This is a genomic window from Pseudomonas sp. BIGb0176 (genome assembly GCF_024810175.1).
GTDB lineage: Bacteria > Pseudomonadota > Gammaproteobacteria > Pseudomonadales > Pseudomonadaceae > Aquipseudomonas > Aquipseudomonas protegens.
In genome coordinates, this window is record NZ_JANUEC010000001.1 from 2,162,155 (window position 1) to 2,180,266 (window position 18,112).

The following is an 18,112-nucleotide window of genomic DNA, read 5'->3' on the forward strand; positions in this document are numbered from 1 at the left end:
TCTATTTCTGGTAGGCGTCCCTGGCCACTGGAAACGAGTGCAGCCCATGATCGACCGCCCTACTGCCCCTCCGTTCGAACAACTCGCCACCGCCATGCACGACAAGCCTTTCATGGTCCTCACCGGCGCCGGTATCAGCACCCCGTCGGGGATCCCCGACTATCGCGACAGCGAAGGCGTGCGCCGCGGCAAGCAGCCAATGATGTACCAGGAGTTCGTCAGCGAGGCCAACGCCCGTCGCCGCTACTGGGCCCGAGCCATGCTCGGCTGGCCGCGCATTCGCCAGGCCCGACCGAATGCCGCGCACCAGGCGTTGGCGCAATTGCAGGCCGCAGGCCGGATCGCCGGGGTGATCACTCAGAATGTCGATGCCCTGCACGACGAGGCCGGCAGCCTGGAGGTCATCGAGCTCCACGGCAGCCTGCAGCGGGTCTTGTGCCTGGACTGCGGCCAGCGCAGCCAGCGGGAGGCCATCCAGCAGCAACTGGAGGCGCACAACCCTTACCTGGCCGGCGTTGACGCGGTGCAGGCGCCGGACGGCGACACCCTGCTGGACCCGGCCTTCGAGGAACGCTTCCAGGTGCCCCACTGCCCCTACTGCAATGGCTCGCGATTGAAACCCGATGTGGTGTTCTTCGGCGAGAACGTGGCCGCGGCCACCGCGGCCCGGGCCTTGAGCGCCGTGCACGAAGCCGCAGGCCTGCTGGTGGTGGGTTCGTCGCTGATGGCCTATTCGGCGTTCCGCCTGTGCCGCGCCGTGGCCGAGCAAGGCAAGCCGCTGCTGGCCATCAACTTCGGCAGGACCCGCGCCGACGAGCTGCTGGACCTCAAGCTCAGCGAGCCCTGTGACCTGTTGCTGCCCCAGTTGGCCGAACGCCTGCTGCGTTGAGCCTCAGAGTAGCGCCAGGCGCTGGCCGAGGTTTTCCTCGCGCAGGATGTCGAACAGCGCCTGGGCCGCGGTGGACAGCTCGTCCCCCGGCTTGGTCAGTACACCAATGGCCCGCTCCACCACCGGATCGTGCAGGGTCAGGCAGTGCCCGCCCAGCTCGCGCATCTGCTGGGCGCACAGCGCCGGCACCGCACTCACCCCCAGGCCGCTGGCGACCATGCGCCCCACGGTCGCCAACTGGTGGCTTTCAAACTCCACCGGCAGTTGCACGCCCCGTGCCCGCAGGTGATCTTCGAGCATCACCCGCACCGTGGACGGCCGCTGCAAGGTGATGAAGGGCTCCTGCAACAGCGCCTGCCAGTCGATCTCGCTGCGCCGGGCCAGGGGCGAATCCCGGGGCACCACGGCGACAAAGCGGTCGATGTACAGCGGGGTGAACACCAGCGAGGTGCTGTCCTGGGGCTCGAACGCCACCCCCAGCTCCACCTCGCGATCACGGACCATCTCCAGCACCTGCTCGTTGACCACGTCGTTGACCGTGACGTTGACCTGGGGATAGCGGGCCCGAAAGTGCTTGAGGATCGGCGGCAGCAGGTTGCCGGCAAAGGACGGCATCGCCGCCAGGGTCACCCGGCCTCGCTGCAGGGTGAAACGCTGGCGCAGTTCGTCCTCGGCGTTGTCCCAGTCGGCGATCAGACGCCGCGCCAGGGGCAGCAGGGCCTCGCCTTCCGGGGTCAGGGCCACATTGCGCGTATTGCGCGTGAACAGGCGCCCACCCAGGCCTTCCTCCAGCGCCTTGATCGTCAGGCTCAGGGCCGACTGCGACAGGTGCAGCCGTTCGCAGGCCAGGGCAAAGCTCAAACTGTGGGCCACGGCCAGAAATGCCCGTATCTGTTTAACCGTCATCTGCCATTCTCTTGGGTGTATGCCGCCCTGGATTATGCTGCTTTTCCAATCAATCAACCTTAAAAATCAACTTAACAAATCAATCCCGCGGCGCAACACTGGCCCGCAAACGGCTGGCCAGCCGCCAACGAACAAGAAAGAGGAAGGTGCAAATGGCAGGTTTCGACAAGCGCGTGGCGTCCTACGAGGAAGCCCTGGAAGGTCTGCAAGACGGCATGACCGTGATCGCCGGCGGCTTCGGCCTGTGCGGTATCCCCGAAAACCTGATCGCCGAGATCAAGCGCCGCGGTACCCGCGACCTGACCGTGGTGTCCAACAACTGCGGGGTCGACGGTTTCGGCCTGGGCGTGCTCCTGGAAGACCGCCAGATCAGCAAGGTGATCGCTTCCTACGTGGGTGAAAACGCCCTGTTCGAGAAGCAGTTGCTCAGCGGCGAGATCGAAGTGGTACTGACCCCACAGGGCACCCTGGCGGAAAAAATGCGCGCCGGCGGCGCCGGGATCCCGGCCTTCTTCACCGCCACCGGCGTCGGCACCCCGGTGGCCGACGGCAAGGAGACCCGCGAATTCAAGGGCCGCACCTACCTGATGGAAGAGTCCATCACCGGTGACTTCGCCATCGTCAAGGGCTGGAAGGCCGACCACTTCGGCAACGTGGTCTACCGCCACACCGCACAGAACTTCAACCCCCTGGCGGCCACCGCCGGCAAGATCACCGTGGTCGAAGTGGAAGAAATCGTCGAACCGGGCGAGCTGGACCCGACGCAGATCCACACCCCCGGCATCTACGTCGACCGGGTCATCTGCGGCACCTTCGAGAAGCGCATCGAACAGCGCACCGTGCGCAAGTGATCGCCCTTCCCCAGCCCGACTAAAAGGACAACAAACATGGCTCTTACCCGCGAACAAATGGCTCAGCGCGTCGCCCGCGAACTGCAGGACGGCTTCTACGTCAACCTCGGCATCGGCATCCCGACCCTGGTGGCCAACTACATCCCCGACGGCATGGAAGTCATGCTGCAATCGGAAAACGGCCTCTTGGGCATGGGCGCCTTCCCCACCGAGGACGAAGTCGACGCCGACATGATCAACGCCGGCAAACAGACGGTGACCGCGCGCATCGGCGCCTCGATCTTCTCGTCCGCCGAATCCTTCGCGATGATCCGCGGCGGCCATATCGACCTGACCGTGCTCGGCGCCTTCGAAGTGGACGTGCAGGGCAACATCGCCTCCTGGATGATCCCCGGCAAGCTGGTCAAGGGCATGGGCGGCGCCATGGACCTGGTGGCCGGTGCCGAGAACATCATCGTCACCATGACCCACGCCTCGAAAGACGGCGAATCCAAATTGCTCAGCCGTTGCAGCCTGCCGCTGACCGGCGCCCAGTGCATCAAGCGCGTGCTCACCGACCTTGCGTACCTGGAGATCGAGAACGGCGCCTTCATCCTCAAGGAGCGCGCCCCCGGGGTCAGCGTCGAGGAAATCGTCAGCAAGACCGCCGGCAAGCTGATCGTGCCGGACCACGTGCCTGAAATGCAGTTCGCCTGAGGAGCCCCATCATGCAAGACGTCGTAATCGTTGCCGCCACCCGCACCGCCGTGGGCAGTTTCCAGGGCTCCCTGGCGAACATTCCCGCCGTTGACCTGGGCGCCGCGGTCATCCGCCAATTGCTGGCCCAGACCGGCATCGACCCGGCCCAGGTCGACGAAGTGCTCATGGGCCAGGTGCTCACCGCCGGCGCCGGGCAGAACCCCGCCCGCCAGGCCGCGATCAAGGCCGGCCTGCCCCACGCGGTACCCGCCATGACCCTGAACAAGGTCTGCGGCTCCGGCCTCAAGGCCCTGCACCTGGGCGCCCAGGCCATCCGCTGCGGCGATGCCGAGGTGATCATCGCCGGCGGCCAGGAAAACATGAGCCTGTCCAACTACGTGCTGCCCGGCGCCCGCACCGGCCTGCGCATGGGCCACAGCCAGATGGTCGACTCCATGATCAGCGACGGCCTGTGGGACGCTTTCAACGACTACCACATGGGCATCACCGCCGAGAACCTGGTGGAGAAATACGGCATCAGCCGTGAAGCCCAGGACGCCTTCGCCGCCGCTTCCCAACAGAAAGCCGCAGCGGCCATCGAGGCCGGGCGCTTTGTCGACGAGATCACCCCGATCCAGATTCCCCAGCGCAAGGGCGAGCCGCTGACCTTCGCCACCGACGAGCAGCCACGCCCCAGCACCACCGCCGAAGCCCTGGCCAAACTCAAGCCGGCGTTCAAGAAAGACGGCAGCGTCACCGCCGGCAACGCCTCGGCGCTGAACGACGGCGCTGCCGCGGTGATGCTGATGAGCGCCAGCAAGGCCCGGGCCCTGGGCCTGCCGGTGCTGGCAAAAATTGCTGCCTACGCCAACGCCGGCGTCGACCCGGCGATCATGGGCATCGGCCCGGTCTCGGCCACCCGCCGCTGCCTGGACAAGGCCGGCTGGACCCTGGACCAGCTGGACCTGATCGAAGCCAACGAAGCCTTCGCCGCGCAGTCGCTGTCGGTGGCCAAGGAACTGGAATGGGACGCCAGCAAGGTCAACGTCAACGGCGGTGCGATCGCCATCGGCCACCCGATTGGTGCATCGGGCTGCCGGGTGCTGGTGACCCTGCTGCATGAAATGATCAAGCGTGATGCCAAAAAGGGCCTGGCGACCCTGTGCATCGGCGGCGGCCAGGGCGTGGCCCTGGCGATCGAGCGCTAACCTCCGCGCAAAACCGCCCTCCTTGTAGGAGCTGGCTTGCCAGCGAAGGTGCCCGTGAGAGCGCTTTCGCCAGCAAGCTGGCTCCTACGGGGAAGACGTGCGCATGATCGCTTTCGCCAGCAAGCTGGCTCCTACGGGGAAGGCGTGCGCAGGATGGTCTTTGCCAGCGAGTTTTTCCCGCTATGCCAGGTCCAGCTGTACGCCATCCACGGCACCATCGACTGTCCATTGGCGGGCCCAGTCGCTGTCTTGAACCACACTGCTATGGCCCTGGTAGACGACGCTCAACTGGGCAGCCTGGGCAGCATTGGCATTGCAGATCAGATACAGGTCGGCACTGGCATCCGCTTGCAGGACATAAAGAACCACGTTGCCCTGGGCAGGTATGTTGACGTTGGCCAGGTTGTTGCCCTGGGCGGTATTCCTGATGGCGACTTGCTGCGCAGCGGCGGTGTTGTTGCGTGCGTGAATGGCAATAGGCATTTTATTTGACTCCAGAACTGGTCAGGGGATTGAGTCGCTACGGTCCTGGCCTGCACCTGAGGCTTGCCACAAGATCAGCCGACCGCAGGGCTATCCTCGGTAACTGTCTGCCGCCATACGAGAGGGACATGTTTCCCTGAAGCGCCAACGCACCCTCTTCACCAACAAGCTGAACATTGGGACACGCCCCCATCAGCCTGAGCGATTCACCCCTTGCCCTCCCTGCACTATCCGCCCGACCTGCTCTTGCAGTGCCTTGGCCTGGGTGCGCAGGGCTTCACTGAAACCCTCGACAAAACTCGACGAGGGCCGGTAATCCGGGCGGATCAGCATCACCCGATAGGGCACCGACAGCTGCAACGGTCGGATCGCCAGGCCGCGCCCGGCCTCTTCCATGGCACTCAAGGGGTTGATGATCGCCACCCCGAGCCGCTGGCGCACCATGGCGCACACCGAAGCTGCGTTGGTGGTTTCCACCACTATCCGGCGATCCACCCCGGCCTGGCGAAAATGCTCATCCAGGGTCTGGCGGTAGATATCCAGGCCCGAGAGGTTGATGAAGTCCTGGCCGCGAAAATCCGCAAGCGCCAGCCGTGGCCTGGCCAGCAGCGGATGGTCGTCCGCGAGGATGCAGACCATGTCGGCGCAGAACAGCAGTTCGCCCTGGGTGCCCCGGGGCAGGTGCTCGCTTTCGGTCAGGCCCAGGTCATGGCGCTGGGCACTGAGGGCCTCTTCCAACAGCGGCGATTCCTGGGCGGTGATGCTCAGGCCGATGCCCGGGTGCTGCGCCTGGAACTGCTTGCACACCGGCGGCAGCAGGGTCTGGGAGAACAGCGGCAGGCAGCTCAGGCTCAACTGGCCGTGCTCGAAGCGGCGGATCGACTGGGCCACGCTGTTGATCCGCTCCAGCCCCACATAGGCCCGCTCGACTTCCTCCAGCAACAGCAGGGCCTGGGCCGTGGGCAGCAGGCGCCCGCCTTCACGATCGAACAGGCGCAAGCCGGAAAGCGTTTCCAGCCGGGCCAGCTCGCGACTCACGGTGGGCTGCGAAGTAAACAGCAGGCGCGCGGCGCCGGTGACGCTGCCGGCCTGCATGATGGCGCGGAACACTTCGATGTGCCGCAGGGAGATGTCCATGGCGGGAAACTCGCTTAATCAACCAGCCCATATCAAATATGAATATCCTGGCAAAGAATAGATATTTTCTTGAATAGCCACCAACGGGCATGCTGCCTCCATTCCCACTGATCACAGATTGCATTCGCCATGGCCATTCCATTTTCCCCCGCTCAACTTGTCGCCGCCGCCCGCCAGTACGGCACTCCACTGTGGTGCTATGACGCCGCCACCATCCAGGCGCGCATCGCCCAGTTGCAGGCGTTCGACGTGGTGCGCTACGCCCAGAAGGCCTCGTCCAACCTGCACCTGCTGCGCCTGATCCGCGAAGCCGGGGTACGGGTCGATGCGGTGTCCCTGGGGGAAATCGAACGCGCCCTGCTGGCCGGCTTCAGCCCGGTGGATGCCGGCATCGTCTTCACCTGCGACCTGTTCGACGAGGCCACCCTGGCCCGGGTGGTGGAACTGCAAGTGGAAGTCAACGCCGGCTCCATCGACATGCTCCGCCAGCTGGGGGAGAAATCCCCGGGGCACCGGGTCTGGCTGCGGATCAACCCGGGCTTCGGCCACGGCCACAGCCGCAAGACCAACACCGGTGGCGAAAACAGCAAGCACGGCATCTGGCACGACCAGATGAGCGAAGCCCTGGCGGTGATCCGCCAGCATGGCCTGCACCTGGTGGGCCTGCACATGCACATCGGTTCCGGGGTCGACTACGACCACCTGGAACAGGTGGGCGCAGCCATGGTGGCGGCGGTGAAATCCCTGGACCACGACCTCGAGGCCTTCTCCATCGGCGGCGGCCTGTCCACCCCCTACCGCGAGGGCGACACCCCGGTGGACGTGCAGCGTTACGCCAATGCCTGGAAAGTGGCGCGCCAGGAGATCGAGGCCTACCTGGGCCACGGCGTGCGCATGGAGATCGAACCGGGGCGCTTCCTGGTGGCCGAGGCCGGCTGCCTGGTCAGCGAAGTGCGGGTGGTGAAGACCGCCGGCCAGCATCACTTCGTGCTGGTGGACACCGGGTTCAACGACCTGATGCGCCCGGCCATGTACGGCGCCTACCACGGCATGAGCCTGCTGGACGCCGCCGGCCACCCGGTGGAGCGCCCGCAACAGCTGACCGTGGTCGGCGGCCCGCTGTGCGAGTCCGGCGACATCTTCACCCAGGACGACGAATGCCTGACCCCGCGCCCCCTGCCCCAGGCCCAGGTCGGCGACCTGCTGGTGCTGCACGACACCGGCGCCTATGGCGCCAGCATGTCCTCCAACTACAACAGCCGGCCGCTGCTGCCGGAGGTGCTGTTCGAGAACGGCCAGCCGAAACTGATCCGCCGCCGCCAGCCACTGGCGGACCTGCTGGCGCTGGAACTGGGGCTGTAAGCCGCCCCTGGGTACTGACTGGCAAAGGGACACAGGGCACCAGGCCCTGTGTTCGCCCAACCGCGTGTTCGAGGCGCCCCCCTGCCCTGGCAGCACTGAAAGTGCTTGTCCAGCCCGTTCCGTGGACAACGCTCCCCCCTTGAACTAAGAGTTAGGAGCCAGGAGTTCCTGGGCAAGGGAGAGCGCCATGTGCGAAGCAGACAAGGGCAAGAAAGAGCCTGGCAAGAGCGAGGGCGGCAGCGGGCTCACCTCGATCCTCAACCTCATTCCCAGCGTCTATTACGATCTGATTGCGCGGATCTGCCCGGGCATGGCGTTCTGGATCGTCCTGGCCTTCAAGTACCCCCACGAACAGCTGCAACCCCCCGATATTCTCGGCGGCGCCCTGTTGTTCGTGCTGATCATCCTCAGCTACGTGTCCGGTATCGTCTTCACCGGCTTCGCCCCGCTCTGGGACTGGCTATCCATCGCTACGCTGAACCGCTGCAGGTTCCTGGCGGCACTGGTAGGCCTGGCAGATGCCCCGGCATCCTCCAGCTTCGCCAGGTGGAAGGCGGTGACCAGGCAACTGGATGAAGTCATCCAGGCAGATGACGGCGCCGGCAAGACCCTGGTCAAGGCGATGGCGGAGGTCAGCCTCTGCCAGAACCTGTTGACCGGCTGTATCGCCCTGGCCCTGATCGAAATCGGCTTCAGCGCCTGTGGGGCGCTGTCCATGGCCCAGCATCCCGGGTTCAACGGCTTTAGCGCCCTGGCCCTGCTCGTGGCGATGTACATGCGCCAGATGATGTTTCTCGGGCGGGTGAGCCATCTGCACCAACTCCATGTGACAGGCCACTAGAGCAGGTGCGCCCAGGGCCAGCCCCGCTACCAGGGCATCAGTTGCAGCCGCTCCGGCTGGTCGTTGACGCTATCGTCCTGCTTGCGGGTCACCAGGGGCTCGCCGTCGGTGCCGTAGAACTGCACCTGCATTTCGGCGGTGTCGGGGTGCAGGTCCAGGCGGGCGAAGTTGTCGGCCTGGGTAAAGGCCCAGGTGCGGTAGTCCATGGTGCCCGGGACATTTTTCAGGGCAAAGCTGTCCGGGGTCTGGGGGGCGCGCGAGTCATGCACGTAGCCGGCAGGGTCGCCGTCGGCAAAGGGGAACGGCCAATAGAAGGCTGACGAGGTGACCGCATGAGCCTTGATGCCCTGGGCTCCGCCACTGAACTGCAACCGGGAAATGTTCGAGCAATGAATGTCGCCGGACAGGAACACCACGTTCTGCACCTGGTACAGGGCGATGGTTTCCAGCACGGTGCTGCGGGTGCTGGGAAACGCCGACCAGGAGTCGCTCTGGTTCTTGCGCCGCTCGTAGCGCGGGCCCTCGCCCGCGGTATCCACGCCATTGGGTACAAAGACGCTGGACGTCACCACGAACTTGGGGGTGTTGCCCCGGTCCTCCTGCATATGCCGCAACCAGGCGCACAAGCGATCCAACTGGCCGGGTTCGGCCGGGTGCAGTGAGGGTCGGCCCAGCAGGTGGTTGTCCTGCAGGGCGCCGGGCACATCATCGACAAAGCGCTGGGTACGGGTATCCAGCACGAAGAACGGGTAGTTGGAACAGGAAAAGTCGTAGAACAGCTGCTTGACCGAACGGTGCTTGAGGTACTGATCGTTGCCGGACATCGCACGGTTCTGCACATAGCTGTCCTCGAAGCGCGGCCCATGGCTCCACTGGTAGCTCATGTAGGCGCCCATCGCCCAGTTGAACAGGGTGCGCTTGCTACCGTTCTTGTCGATGCGGTCCTGCGTCCAGTTGTCCTCGATCTCGTGGTCGTCGAGGATCATGTAGGTGGGTTTGTGCGCCAGCAGACGGCTGATGAAGGGCGAGCCGAAGGCGGTGTGGTAACGCTCCTCGAATTCCTTGTAGCTGTCCGCCCGGCCGATGGGCACCGCACGGTTGTAGAGATCGGCATAGATCTGGTCCCCCACCATCAGCGCGAACCGGGTATCGCCATGGGCACTGAGCATGGGGCCGAAGATCGCATCCGAATCCCGGCGTTGCCACGGCAATCCCGGGTACCGGCACGAGCCCAGGAGAAAACTCAAGGGCTGGGAAGCCGCCCCAGCGCCGGCACGGGCGTGGGTGGTGAATTCGGCCTCCACATACACCCGGTCGGCGCCGAGGCGGTTCAGGTCGCTGGCCCAGGCCGATGCCGCCGGCAGGCGCTGGACCACCGATTCGCTTGACACCTCGTCATCGATGGAGCCGGCGTCGTCGACATTGAGTGAAGCCATGCGCACCCGGTAGTGAGTGGCGGGCGTCAGCAGGAACGGCTTGAGCTGCTTGCGCTCGGTCTCGTTGCGCCACAGGTTGACGTCAACCCCGAGGTTGAAGGTGCCGGTGCGGTGGTACTCGCGACGCAGGCGAAAGTAATAGATGTTCTCGGCGGCGACCCGGCCATTGCCGCCCACCACGCCGATGACTCCGATGGTGCGGATGTCCTCGGCCACGCCCTTCTCGTCCAGGGCATCCGAGGCGGCAATCCACAAGCGGCAGGAGGTATCGGTGGTATGCCCGACGATCGGGCCCAGGGACGGGGTGCGAAGTGTGCTCACGGTTACCAGCTCCTTGGTGGGGTGTGCCAGCCAAGCTTAGTCGGGGCAAGCCGGCCGACAAGCCGCGCCGGCCTCCTCGGACAGCCGGTTGCGCCCGACGCTGAGCAAGGCCAGCAGCATCAGCAGCGCCGCCACGCCAAAGGTCCAGTGCATGCCGCGGGACACTGCCTCGACGCCGGCCTGCGGCCCCGAGCCCCAGGCGAACAGTGCGCCCATGGCCGCCGCGCCACTGATCAGCCCGAGGTTGCGCGACAGGCTCAGCAACCCCGCCGTCAGCCCACGCTGCTGCGGCGCCACATCACGCATCACCAGGCTGTTGTTGGCCGTCTGGAACAGCGCGTAGCTGGCGGTGGCCAGGGCCAGCGGCAGCAGGTAGCCTGCCAGCCCCAGGCTCCGGGGCAGCAGCGCCAGCAGGCCCAGGCCGCCACACAACCCCAGCAGGCCGAGCCGGGACAGCGGCCGGGCACCATAACGGTCCACCAGACGCCCGGCGGGGGCGCCGCACAGGGTCGCCACCAGCGGCCCCAGGGACAGGCTCAGGCCCACTGCCAGGCTCCCCAACCCCAGCCCTCGGGCCAGGTAGAACGGCCCCACCACCAGGGTGGTCATGATCACTGTCGACACCAGCAGGCTCAGCCACAGGCTGCTGCGCAGTTGTGGCCGGCGCAGCAGGGCCGGCTGGAACAGCGGCGCGGCGGCCCGGCGCTCGACACGCACCAAGAGCGCGACCCCGACCACGCTGGCCACCAGCAGGCCCAGGTTCAACGGCGCCAGCAAGTTGTGCCCCAGGGTCAGGGCCAGGGCATAGGCGCCCAGGCTCAAGGCCAGCAGCAGGCTGCCCGGCACATCGAAGGCACTGGCCGACGCCACAGGCCGGTCCGGCGGCAGGCAACGCCAGGCCAGTAACAGCGCCACCAACCCCAGGGGCACATTGACCAGGAACATCCAGCGCCAGCCGACGCTGGCCAGTATCAGGCCGCCGAGGGCCGGGCCCAGGGTGGTGCCCAGGGCCGACATACTGCCCAGCCAGCCCATCGCGGCCCCGGTGCGGGCCTTGGGCAGCGCGTCACCCACCAGGGCCATGCTCAGGGCCAGCATTACCGCCGCCCCCAGGCCTTGCAGCGTGCGGGCCGCCAGCAGCCAGGCCAGGCCAGGGGCCAGGCCGCAGCACAGCGAGGCCAAGGTGAACAGGGCTATCCCCGCCAGCAGCGCCCGGCGCCGGCCCCACTGGTCCCCCAGGCGCCCGGCGCTGGCGATCAGGGTGGTAATGGCCAGCAGGTAGGCCAGGACAATCCATTGCACCTGCTGGAACGACGCCTCAAGGGTCTGGGCCAGGCTCGGCAGCGCGGCATTGGCGATGCTGGTGTCCAGGGACGGCATCAGCATCGCCAGCGACAGGCTGGCCAGGGCCCAGCGCGCACGGGGCGCCAGGGCTTCCTGGGGGGCGGCTTGGGGGGCGGCTTGGGACTCGGGAATGGGCATCGCACAGGCTCCGGCAAGGTGATGCCCGCCAGCCTAGGGCCAGCCGTGACTAGGCGGAAGGCGCAGCCTTTGCAGTTAATTGATGCATTCAACGCCATGCCAGCTGCCTGCGTGCTACATTGCGCCGATGTCGACTCCCGATCTGAACCTGCTGCTGACCCTGGACGTACTGCTGGCCGAAGGCAGCGTGGCGCGGGCTGCCCAGCGCCTGCATCTGAGCCCCTCGGCCATGAGCCGGGCGCTGGCCCGCCTGCGCCAGGCCACCGGCGACCCGCTGCTGGTGCGCGCCGGGCGCGGCCTGGTACCCACCCCTCGGGCCCTGGAGCTGCGCCAGCGCATCGGCCAACTGGTGGCAGACGCCCAGGCCGCCCTGCGCCCGGCCGAGCAGATCGACCTTGGCCGCCTGCAGCGCACCTTCACCCTGCGCAGCCGTGATGGTTTCGTCGAGAATTTCGGCCCGGCGCTGGTCAGTCGACTGCGGGCTGAAGCGCCCGGGGTGCGGGTGCACTTCGTACCCAAGCTGGACCGCGACAGCCAGCCCCTGCGCGATGCCAGCGTCGACCTGGAAACCGCGGTGATCGACGCCGACACCAGCCCCGAGTTGCGCACCCGGGCGCTGTTTCGCGATCGCTTTATCGGCGTGGTCCGCGCCGGCCACCCCTTGAGCCGGGGGCCGGTAAGCCTGGATGCCTACGTGGCTGGCGAACATATCCTCGCCGCCCACCAGGGCCATGCTCATGGGCGCATGGACGAGGCCCTGAAAGCCCTGTGCCTGGAACGGCAGATCGTCACCCTGGTCAGCGGTTTTTCCGCCGCCCTGGCCCTGGCCCGGGGTTCGGACCTGATCGCCATGGTGCCCGAGCGCCACACCAGCAACCTGCGGCACGGCCTGCACGGTTTCAGCCTCCCGGTGCCCCTGCCGGAGATGACCATCTCCCTGCTCTGGCACCCGCGCATGGAGGCCGACCCGGCCCATCGCTGGTTGCGCCAGGTGGTGCATGAGCTGTGCAGCCAGAGCGCCCTCCCCGACCATCAGCCCGGCTGATCCATAACTTCATTAGCGAGATCCTGCATGTCTTCCAGCTCCCTGCGCCTGCTCTCCCTGAATCACCTGCCCGCTGCCGCCGCGTTGCTCTGGGGACTGTCCCTGGCAATCGTCCGGGCCTGGCAACCGATAGATTATTTCTGGGAGAACTTCGCCGCCTACTGGCTGCCCCAGGGGCTGATTCTCGGCCTGCTGCTGTGCACCCGGCCCACGCCGGCGCTGTTCACCGGGGTGGCCCTGGCCCTGGCCGCGCACCTGCAACTGTTCTGCCTGTGGATCAGTTCCCCGGAAGGCGCCTTGGGCTGGCTGTTCTATCTGTTCGACTTTCCCGGCGCGCTGATCGGCGCCGCCATCGCCCGCTTCCTGGCCACGCGCGTGGCTCCCGGCAAGCCGTTGATCAATGGCCTGCTGGGGCTCGGCTGGGTGTCGTTGGGGCTGTTGCTGAACTTCAAGCTGATGATGTACAGCCAGATCTGATACGGGCCGGCGAATGCGGCCCGGGGGGACTGAAACCCGCCCGGGCCACCGACGGCCCGGGCAGACAATGCCTCAGTGGTGGCCCTGGCTGAGGTTCGACAAGCGCCCGGACAGGGCCTGCATGGCCTCGCTGACCTTGTCCAGGGCCTGGGCGTCCCGGGCGTTGTCCTCGCTGATGCCGTGGATGCGCACCGCCAGTTCGTTGATCTCCTGGGTCACGTGGCTCTGCTGCTGGGCCGCCACGGCAATCTGCTGCGCCCGCTGGGAAATATCGTCGAAGCTGGTCACCGTGCTGGACAGCGCATCCGATGCACCGGACGCCTCGCCCACCGCCTGGCGGGTTCGTGTTTCGCCGGCCTGGATCGCCTGCACCGCCTGACGCGAGGCCTGCTGCAAGTCGTTGATCATGCCGCTGATCTCGTTGGCCGAGGTCTGGGTGCGGCCGGCCAGGGTCCGCACTTCGTCCGCCACCACGGCAAAGCCCCGGCCCTGCTCCCCGGCCCGGGCCGCTTCGATGGCGGCGTTCAGCGCCAGCAGGTTGGTCTGCTCGGAGATCGCCTTGATCACATCCAGCACCGCGCCGACCTGCTGGCTGTCCTGCTCCAGGCGCTGGATCACTGCCGCCGCCTCGGCCATTTCCGCGGACAACTGCTGGATCGACTGGCTGTTGGCATCGACCTTGTGCTGGCCCTCCTGCACCACCACCAGGGACTGGCGCGCGGTGTCGGCGCAGTTGTTGGTGTTCTGCGCCACTTCCAGGGCACTGGAGGACATCTCGGTGATGGCCGTGGCCAACTGGGTGTTCTCCTGGCGCTGCTGCTCGGCACGCTGGGCCAGGGTGCTGCTGAGTTGACCCAGGCGCGCGGCTTCGTTCTGCAACTGCCGGGCTTCGCTGGCGATCTTCTGCAGCATTTGCCGCAACTGCCCGGCATAGCGGTTCACCGCGGCGCGCAAGGCGCCGATCTCGTCGGCCCGGGCCACGTGCAGCTCGGCGTTGTCGCTGGCCTGGCCACTGCCCAGGGCATCGATCTGCCGGGTGGTTTCTTCCAGCTGGGCAATCAGCTTGTGCCCGGCCAGCCAGGCAAAGAACAGCAGCAGCGCCAGCAACGGCAGGAGGAACAGCAAGATCTCGGTGGTCATGGCCCGGGCCAGGCCGGTGACCTTCTGCTCCGGGGTCACCAGGCCGATGGTCCAGCCGCTGCCGGGCATGCTGAACAAGCTGACCCGCGCCGCTTCCTGCAAGCGCCCGTCCTCGTCCAGGTCCAGGCTGCGCACCTGCCCGGTCGGTGCCGGCTTGGCCAGGGCCTCGGCCACCGGAAGCAACCAGGGTTGCTGCTTGCTCAGGGCGTCGAAGCTGAGCATCTGGCCCCCGCCGCCGGCCTGGGCATCAGGGAAATACAGCACGTTGCCGGCCTGGTCCAGGGCGAAGGCATAGCCACCGGTGACCGCCCCCTGCTCCTTGAGGAAGCGCGCCAGGTCGTCCAGGCGCAGGTCGATGGTGGCGACCCCGGCAAAGGCGCCGTCCTGGCGATAGGGCACGCTGCAGGTGGTCATCGGCACCTGGGTCACCGGGTCCTGGTAGGCCTCGGACCACAGGCAACGGCCCGGCGCGCTGTTGCGGGCGCCGGTATACCAGGCTTCATGGTGATAACCGGCGCTGCCGGCGGCGTTGTAGTCATCTGAGAATGCCAGGGGCCCGGCATCGCTGCGGGCCCAGAAGAAACTGCGGCGCTCCACGCCGGGGGTGAAGGCATTGGGTTCTGGCCAGATGCCGCCCCCGGCGATCGCCTTGTCGCCTTCATGGTCGATCACCTTGGGCAGGGTAGCCATGACCAGCGCCTGCTCCTTGGGCAGCCCTTCCAGCAGGTGGGCCATGCTCGCGGTCACCCCTTCGATGCCCGCCAACTGCAACGCCAGCTGGCGAACGATGGCGCTGCCGGTCTGCTCGATCAGTGCCGAGCTTGCCTCCACCACTTTGGGCTGCCCCCGTAAGGTCATCACGGCAAATACCGCCAACGCCGTGAACAGCAACAGCAACACACTGCCGAGGGTCAAACGATGAGACAGACGAACCGGTAGCAAGGCCATGACGAACTCCATATCAATAGGCATTCAGAGCTTATCGACCGGATGCCTGCTTCCCTTGAACAAAGAGTGATGCCGTTCACTTTTTTTGTCAGCGCAACAGGCGGGAGTCCACCTGGAGAGGGGGCGACTCAGGCAGGGCCCTCGGTAGCCGGGGCCCTGCCATCCTCGAAACAAGACCCCGGGCTACGGGCAGCCCGGGCCAGGCACGAGAAGCGCTACACAACTGGCGGCGCTGGGCGCCTTCAGTCCTGCTTGGCGCCCATGTACAGCTCGAAGTTCTCGATGTAGTCCGTGAGGTTCTCTTCCATCATCAGGCGGAACTCCTCGACGAAATAATCCACCGCCTGCTGCTTGGCCGCCGCCAGCTCCTGGGCATTGCGGCACCCGCAGGCGCTGACCCAGGCGCTGAAACGGGAGTTGGCGTACATCAGCGACGCGCTGGCCTTGCCCCGGCTGCTGTCGGCGATATGGGAGTTGGCCAGCTCGATAACGGCGTCGGCGCGGTTGTAGAAATCCTGGTCGGTGTCATTGGCCACGGGGCGTTCCTCTGGGGGAGTGGGGAAAATAAAGCGCCGGAGTATAAGAGTTTTGTCCTCCTGCACCGACTACTTTCATCCCCAGGCCGCACAAGCCGGGCTGCCGGCGAAGGGGCCCATGAGCCTTGCGCCAGGCTGACAGCCGCTTTCGCTGGCAAGCCAGCGCCTACAGATGGGTGGGCGCCGGCAAGGCTCGCAGCTGTTCGGCCAGCAGGGCTTCACTCTTGCCCTGGGACAGCACCACGCTGTTATTGGCCGCTTGCAGCGCCTGTTGCAGATGGTGCTCGCCCCGCTGCCGGTCGCCTTCAAGAATGGCTTGCAAGGCCAGGCAGCGCGGTCGCAGCCAGGGTGCGTTCCAATCCACTTCGGCGCTCATCGGCGTGTTGTTCAGGGGCGCGGCGTCACGCTGCAGCAAAGCGCGGCAGAACGCCAACTCGCCCCTCAACAACTCGATCAGGCCACTCATGCCGTTCAGTTGCGCCGACCGGGCCGCCAGCAATTGATCCAGTTCCTGCTCCATCTGCACCGCGGCCGGCCAGTCGCCCTGGTCCTGCAGGGCATTGAGGCGGCAGCCGAATGCGACCAGGGGCCCGGGCATGGGGCCTTCGGCCAGGCGCTGAAGATCGTCCACCGGCAATTGTGCGCTGGGCACCCCGGCCACGGTCAGGGCCAACAGGCGTGCCTGGGCCAGCTCCGGACGTTGATCGTCGCGATGCCGGTACCAGCCCAGCAGGAGCATGCCGTCGCTGGGCAGTACCCGCCAGGCAGGCATCAGGTTACCCACCCCCATGGCCAGATTGATCACGGCAAACGCCAGGGCAATGGCCCCCGGCACCCCGGGCCAGGACAGCCCAAGCGCCAGGGAAGCGCCACCCACCAGCAGATTCAGCAGCGGCCCGCACAGGACCACCAGCATCCACTGCTGCCGCAGTGGCCGTTGCAGATTGCTCGCGGCAATCACATAGCCGCCCAGGCGATTGCGCTTGAGCTGCGGTGCCCAGCGCACCCGCCAGCCGCGCCGCAGCACCTGGATCTCCACGGCGGCCACCCGTACATGCAACACCGGCATCGCGCACCCGCGTGCCCCCAGGTAATGCCCGCCCTCATGCACCACCAACGCGACAACCCCCAACAGCGAAGCCAGGAACATCGCCAGAAAGGGCTGCAACCCGGACTTGATGGTGAACCCCAGCACCAGCGCGGCGATAAACCAGCCACTGAGCAGCACCAGGCGCTGCACAATCGTCAGCAGAGTATTCAAGGCCTTGAGCCAGGTGTTGCCATCCATCGAGTACGTCCCTGAGAGAAAACCGACACTGAACCGGGCGCGCAGACTGCCAGCTTCGCCCCAGGAAACTCAACCGCTGATTCACCTCTCTATCACCCCACCTCCTAACCGCAGGAGCGGGCTTGCCGGCGAAGGGGCCCTTGAGCCCTGCATATGTCTGGCGGATGCTTTCGCTGGCAAGCCAGCTCCTACGACGCGGGGCAAAGTGCCCCTCTCCCATCAATATCAAAACCCACCGTAGGAGCCGGCTTGCCGGCGAAGGGGCCCGCGAGCCCTGCATACGGCTGGCGGTCGCTTTCGCTGGCAAGCCAGCTCCTACGACGCGGGGCAGAGTGCCCCTCTCCCATCAATATCAAAACCCACCGTAGGAGCCGGCTTGCCGGCGAAGGAGCCCGCGAGCCCTGCATACGGCTGGCGGTCGCTTTCGCTGGCAAGCCAGCTCCTACGAGGATGCGGGGGGCCAGTGGCGGGCCAGGACCGCGGCGATGCGCGGTTCGCGGTCGATGCGTTGCAGCAGGGCGAGAAAATCGGGATGGCTATCGCGCAGGTGCTCTCGCGCACCGGACCAGCGCGACACCACTGCCGCCTGGATATCCAGGGCACCCGGCGCCGCACCGCCGAAATATGGTCGCGACGCAAACTGCTCGGCGAACAGCCCCCAGCTGCGATACAGGCGCTCGGCCGCGGCGGCGCGCACCCGGGCCTTGAGCGGTTCGTCGGGGTCGCTGATCCACCGTTCCGGGTAGTCGAAGATGCCGATGGCCGAATAGCAGTTGGCGGCGATGTACACCAGGCCGCGTATCACCTGGGCCCGGGCCGACGCTGGCGCAGGCAGCAACCCGGAGTCGGGAAACTCCAGGCCCAGGTGGATCAGGATCGCCGCGCTTTCGGTGAGAATGCTGCCATCGGGCAGTTGCAGGGTGGGAATCTGCAACAGCGGATTGAGCCGTGCCAGGGCCTCGCGCCCGGGGCTGTCCTCCCAGGGCGCGGCCTCGATGCGGCGGTAGGCCAGCTGGCAGTACTCCAGGGCGATCTCGACGATGGCCGAGCCGGTGCCCTGGCTTCCATACAGGTGATACATGGC

General features: G+C 66.4%; 17 protein-coding genes and 1 pseudogene. 8 read left to right on the forward strand and 10 right to left on the reverse strand.

What is annotated here, in order from left to right; translation table 11 throughout:
- Positions 1-46 precede the first annotated feature (46 nt).
- Positions 47-889 carry an NAD-dependent protein deacetylase gene (locus M2395_RS09365; protein ID WP_123431036.1) on the forward strand — a complete coding sequence of 281 codons (843 nt, stop codon included), beginning with the start codon at positions 47-49 and terminating at the stop codon, positions 887-889.
- A gap of 3 nt (positions 890-892) precedes the next feature.
- Here the strand turns inward: M2395_RS09365 and M2395_RS09370 are convergent, their stop codons facing one another.
- Positions 893-1,795, reverse strand: a complete 903-nt coding sequence (locus M2395_RS09370) for a LysR family transcriptional regulator (protein ID WP_015635104.1) — start codon at positions 1,793-1,795, stop codon at positions 893-895.
- 152 nt (positions 1,796-1,947) lie between these two features.
- On the opposite strand from M2395_RS09370, the gene M2395_RS09375 reads away from it, so the two are divergent.
- Genes M2395_RS09375 through M2395_RS09385 form a run of 3 tightly spaced genes read left to right on the forward strand, consistent with a single transcriptional unit; the run spans position 1,948 to position 4,532 of the window.
- Positions 1,948-2,646 (forward strand): CoA transferase subunit A, encoded by a 699-nt coding sequence (locus M2395_RS09375; RefSeq protein ID WP_011060621.1) that lies wholly within the window; start codon positions 1,948-1,950, stop codon positions 2,644-2,646.
- Between the two features lie 36 nt (positions 2,647-2,682).
- A complete protein-coding gene (locus M2395_RS09380) occupies positions 2,683-3,342 on the forward strand; it encodes a CoA transferase subunit B (protein ID WP_011060620.1) in 660 nt (219 codons plus the stop codon).
- A gap of 11 nt (positions 3,343-3,353) precedes the next feature.
- Entirely contained in the window at positions 3,354-4,532 is a 1,179-nt protein-coding gene (locus M2395_RS09385; RefSeq protein ID WP_123472542.1) for an acetyl-CoA C-acetyltransferase, read from the forward strand.
- A gap of 180 nt (positions 4,533-4,712) precedes the next feature.
- On the opposite strand, the gene M2395_RS09390 is transcribed toward M2395_RS09385, so the two are convergent.
- Both M2395_RS09390 and M2395_RS09395 read right to left on the reverse strand, forming a co-directional pair.
- Positions 4,713-5,015 carry a hypothetical protein gene (locus M2395_RS09390; protein ID WP_015635102.1) on the reverse strand — a complete coding sequence of 101 codons (303 nt, stop codon included), beginning with the start codon at positions 5,013-5,015 and terminating at the stop codon, positions 4,713-4,715.
- Between the two features lie 192 nt (positions 5,016-5,207).
- Positions 5,208-6,152 (reverse strand): LysR family transcriptional regulator, encoded by a 945-nt coding sequence (locus M2395_RS09395; RefSeq protein ID WP_015635101.1) that lies wholly within the window; start codon positions 6,150-6,152, stop codon positions 5,208-5,210.
- Positions 6,153-6,281: 129 nt separating this feature from the next.
- On the opposite strand from M2395_RS09395, the gene lysA reads away from it, so the two are divergent.
- Both lysA and M2395_RS09405 read left to right on the forward strand, forming a co-directional pair.
- Positions 6,282-7,514: a diaminopimelate decarboxylase gene (lysA, locus tag M2395_RS09400; protein ID WP_123430411.1), complete on the forward strand. Its 1,233-nt coding sequence runs from the start codon at positions 6,282-6,284 to the stop codon at positions 7,512-7,514.
- 187 nt (positions 7,515-7,701) lie between these two features.
- The gene (locus M2395_RS09405) at positions 7,702-8,355 is read left to right on the forward strand and encodes a hypothetical protein (protein WP_123430410.1); all 654 of its coding nucleotides are present in this window, start codon (positions 7,702-7,704) and stop codon (positions 8,353-8,355) included.
- Positions 8,356-8,381: 26 nt separating this feature from the next.
- Here the strand turns inward: M2395_RS09405 and M2395_RS09410 are convergent, their stop codons facing one another.
- The gene (locus M2395_RS09410) at positions 8,382-10,112 is read right to left on the reverse strand and encodes an alkaline phosphatase D family protein (protein ID WP_233447060.1); all 1,731 of its coding nucleotides are present in this window, start codon (positions 10,110-10,112) and stop codon (positions 8,382-8,384) included.
- Positions 10,113-10,148: 36 nt separating this feature from the next.
- Positions 10,149-11,594, reverse strand: a complete 1,446-nt coding sequence (locus tag M2395_RS09415; RefSeq protein ID WP_123430409.1) for an MFS transporter — start codon at positions 11,592-11,594, stop codon at positions 10,149-10,151.
- Between the two features lie 127 nt (positions 11,595-11,721).
- Here M2395_RS09415 and M2395_RS09420 point away from each other — a divergent pair, with 127 nt between their 5' ends.
- Both M2395_RS09420 and M2395_RS09425 read left to right on the forward strand, forming a co-directional pair.
- Positions 11,722-12,639, forward strand: a complete 918-nt coding sequence (locus M2395_RS09420; protein ID WP_123430408.1) for a LysR family transcriptional regulator — start codon at positions 11,722-11,724, stop codon at positions 12,637-12,639.
- 27 nt (positions 12,640-12,666) lie between these two features.
- Entirely contained in the window at positions 12,667-13,116 is a 450-nt protein-coding gene (locus M2395_RS09425) for a hypothetical protein (RefSeq protein WP_015635096.1), read from the forward strand.
- 72 nt (positions 13,117-13,188) lie between these two features.
- Here M2395_RS09425 and M2395_RS31780 read toward each other — a convergent pair whose 3' ends face one another.
- The 5 genes and pseudogenes from M2395_RS31780 to M2395_RS09445 all read right to left on the reverse strand — a co-directional run bounded on the left by M2395_RS31780 (position 13,189) and on the right by M2395_RS09445 (position 18,109).
- The gene (locus tag M2395_RS31780) at positions 13,189-14,325 is read right to left on the reverse strand and encodes a methyl-accepting chemotaxis protein (RefSeq protein WP_405046090.1); all 1,137 of its coding nucleotides are present in this window, start codon (positions 14,323-14,325) and stop codon (positions 13,189-13,191) included.
- Positions 14,311-15,228: pseudogene (locus tag M2395_RS31785) on the reverse strand (cache domain-containing protein); the annotation flags it as partial. The pseudogene M2395_RS31785 and the gene M2395_RS31780, both read right to left, overlap by 15 nt.
- A 218-nt stretch (positions 15,229-15,446) precedes the next feature.
- The gene (locus M2395_RS09435) at positions 15,447-15,740 is read right to left on the reverse strand and encodes a DUF3144 domain-containing protein (RefSeq protein ID WP_011060609.1); all 294 of its coding nucleotides are present in this window, start codon (positions 15,738-15,740) and stop codon (positions 15,447-15,449) included.
- A gap of 166 nt (positions 15,741-15,906) precedes the next feature.
- Complete coding sequence (locus M2395_RS09440) at positions 15,907-17,028, reverse strand: site-2 protease family protein (protein ID WP_019093713.1); 1,122 nt, start codon at positions 17,026-17,028, stop codon at positions 15,907-15,909.
- Between the two features lie 442 nt (positions 17,029-17,470).
- Positions 17,471-18,109 (reverse strand): glutathione S-transferase family protein, encoded by a 639-nt coding sequence (locus M2395_RS09445; protein ID WP_123430407.1) that lies wholly within the window; start codon positions 18,107-18,109, stop codon positions 17,471-17,473.
- Positions 18,110-18,112 lie beyond the last annotated feature (3 nt).

Excerpts from the sequence above, each read along its gene's own strand:
- M2395_RS09365 (WP_123431036.1), top strand. The coding sequence starts at position 47 with ATGATCGACCGCCCTACTGCCCCTCCGTTCGAACAACTCGCCACCGCC.
- M2395_RS09370 (WP_015635104.1), bottom strand. The coding sequence starts at position 1,795 with ATGACGGTTAAACAGATACGGGCATTTCTGGCCGTGGCCCACAGTTTG.
- M2395_RS09375 (WP_011060621.1), top strand. The coding sequence starts at position 1,948 with ATGGCAGGTTTCGACAAGCGCGTGGCGTCCTACGAGGAAGCCCTGGAA.
- M2395_RS09380 (WP_011060620.1), top strand. The coding sequence starts at position 2,683 with ATGGCTCTTACCCGCGAACAAATGGCTCAGCGCGTCGCCCGCGAACTG.
- M2395_RS09385 (WP_123472542.1), top strand. The coding sequence starts at position 3,354 with ATGCAAGACGTCGTAATCGTTGCCGCCACCCGCACCGCCGTGGGCAGT.
- M2395_RS09390 (WP_015635102.1), bottom strand. The coding sequence starts at position 5,015 with ATGCCTATTGCCATTCACGCACGCAACAACACCGCCGCTGCGCAGCAA.
- M2395_RS09395 (WP_015635101.1), bottom strand. The coding sequence starts at position 6,152 with ATGGACATCTCCCTGCGGCACATCGAAGTGTTCCGCGCCATCATGCAG.
- lysA (WP_123430411.1), top strand. The coding sequence starts at position 6,282 with ATGGCCATTCCATTTTCCCCCGCTCAACTTGTCGCCGCCGCCCGCCAG.
- M2395_RS09405 (WP_123430410.1), top strand. The coding sequence starts at position 7,702 with ATGTGCGAAGCAGACAAGGGCAAGAAAGAGCCTGGCAAGAGCGAGGGC.
- M2395_RS09415 (WP_123430409.1), bottom strand. The coding sequence starts at position 11,594 with ATGCCCATTCCCGAGTCCCAAGCCGCCCCCCAAGCCGCCCCCCAGGAA.
- M2395_RS09420 (WP_123430408.1), top strand. The coding sequence starts at position 11,722 with ATGTCGACTCCCGATCTGAACCTGCTGCTGACCCTGGACGTACTGCTG.
- M2395_RS09425 (WP_015635096.1), top strand. The coding sequence starts at position 12,667 with ATGTCTTCCAGCTCCCTGCGCCTGCTCTCCCTGAATCACCTGCCCGCT.
- M2395_RS31780 (WP_405046090.1), bottom strand. The coding sequence starts at position 14,325 with ATGCCCGGCAGCGGCTGGACCATCGGCCTGGTGACCCCGGAGCAGAAG.
- M2395_RS09440 (WP_019093713.1), bottom strand. The coding sequence starts at position 17,028 with ATGGATGGCAACACCTGGCTCAAGGCCTTGAATACTCTGCTGACGATT.
- M2395_RS09445 (WP_123430407.1), bottom strand. The coding sequence starts at position 18,109 with ATGTATCACCTGTATGGAAGCCAGGGCACCGGCTCGGCCATCGTCGAG.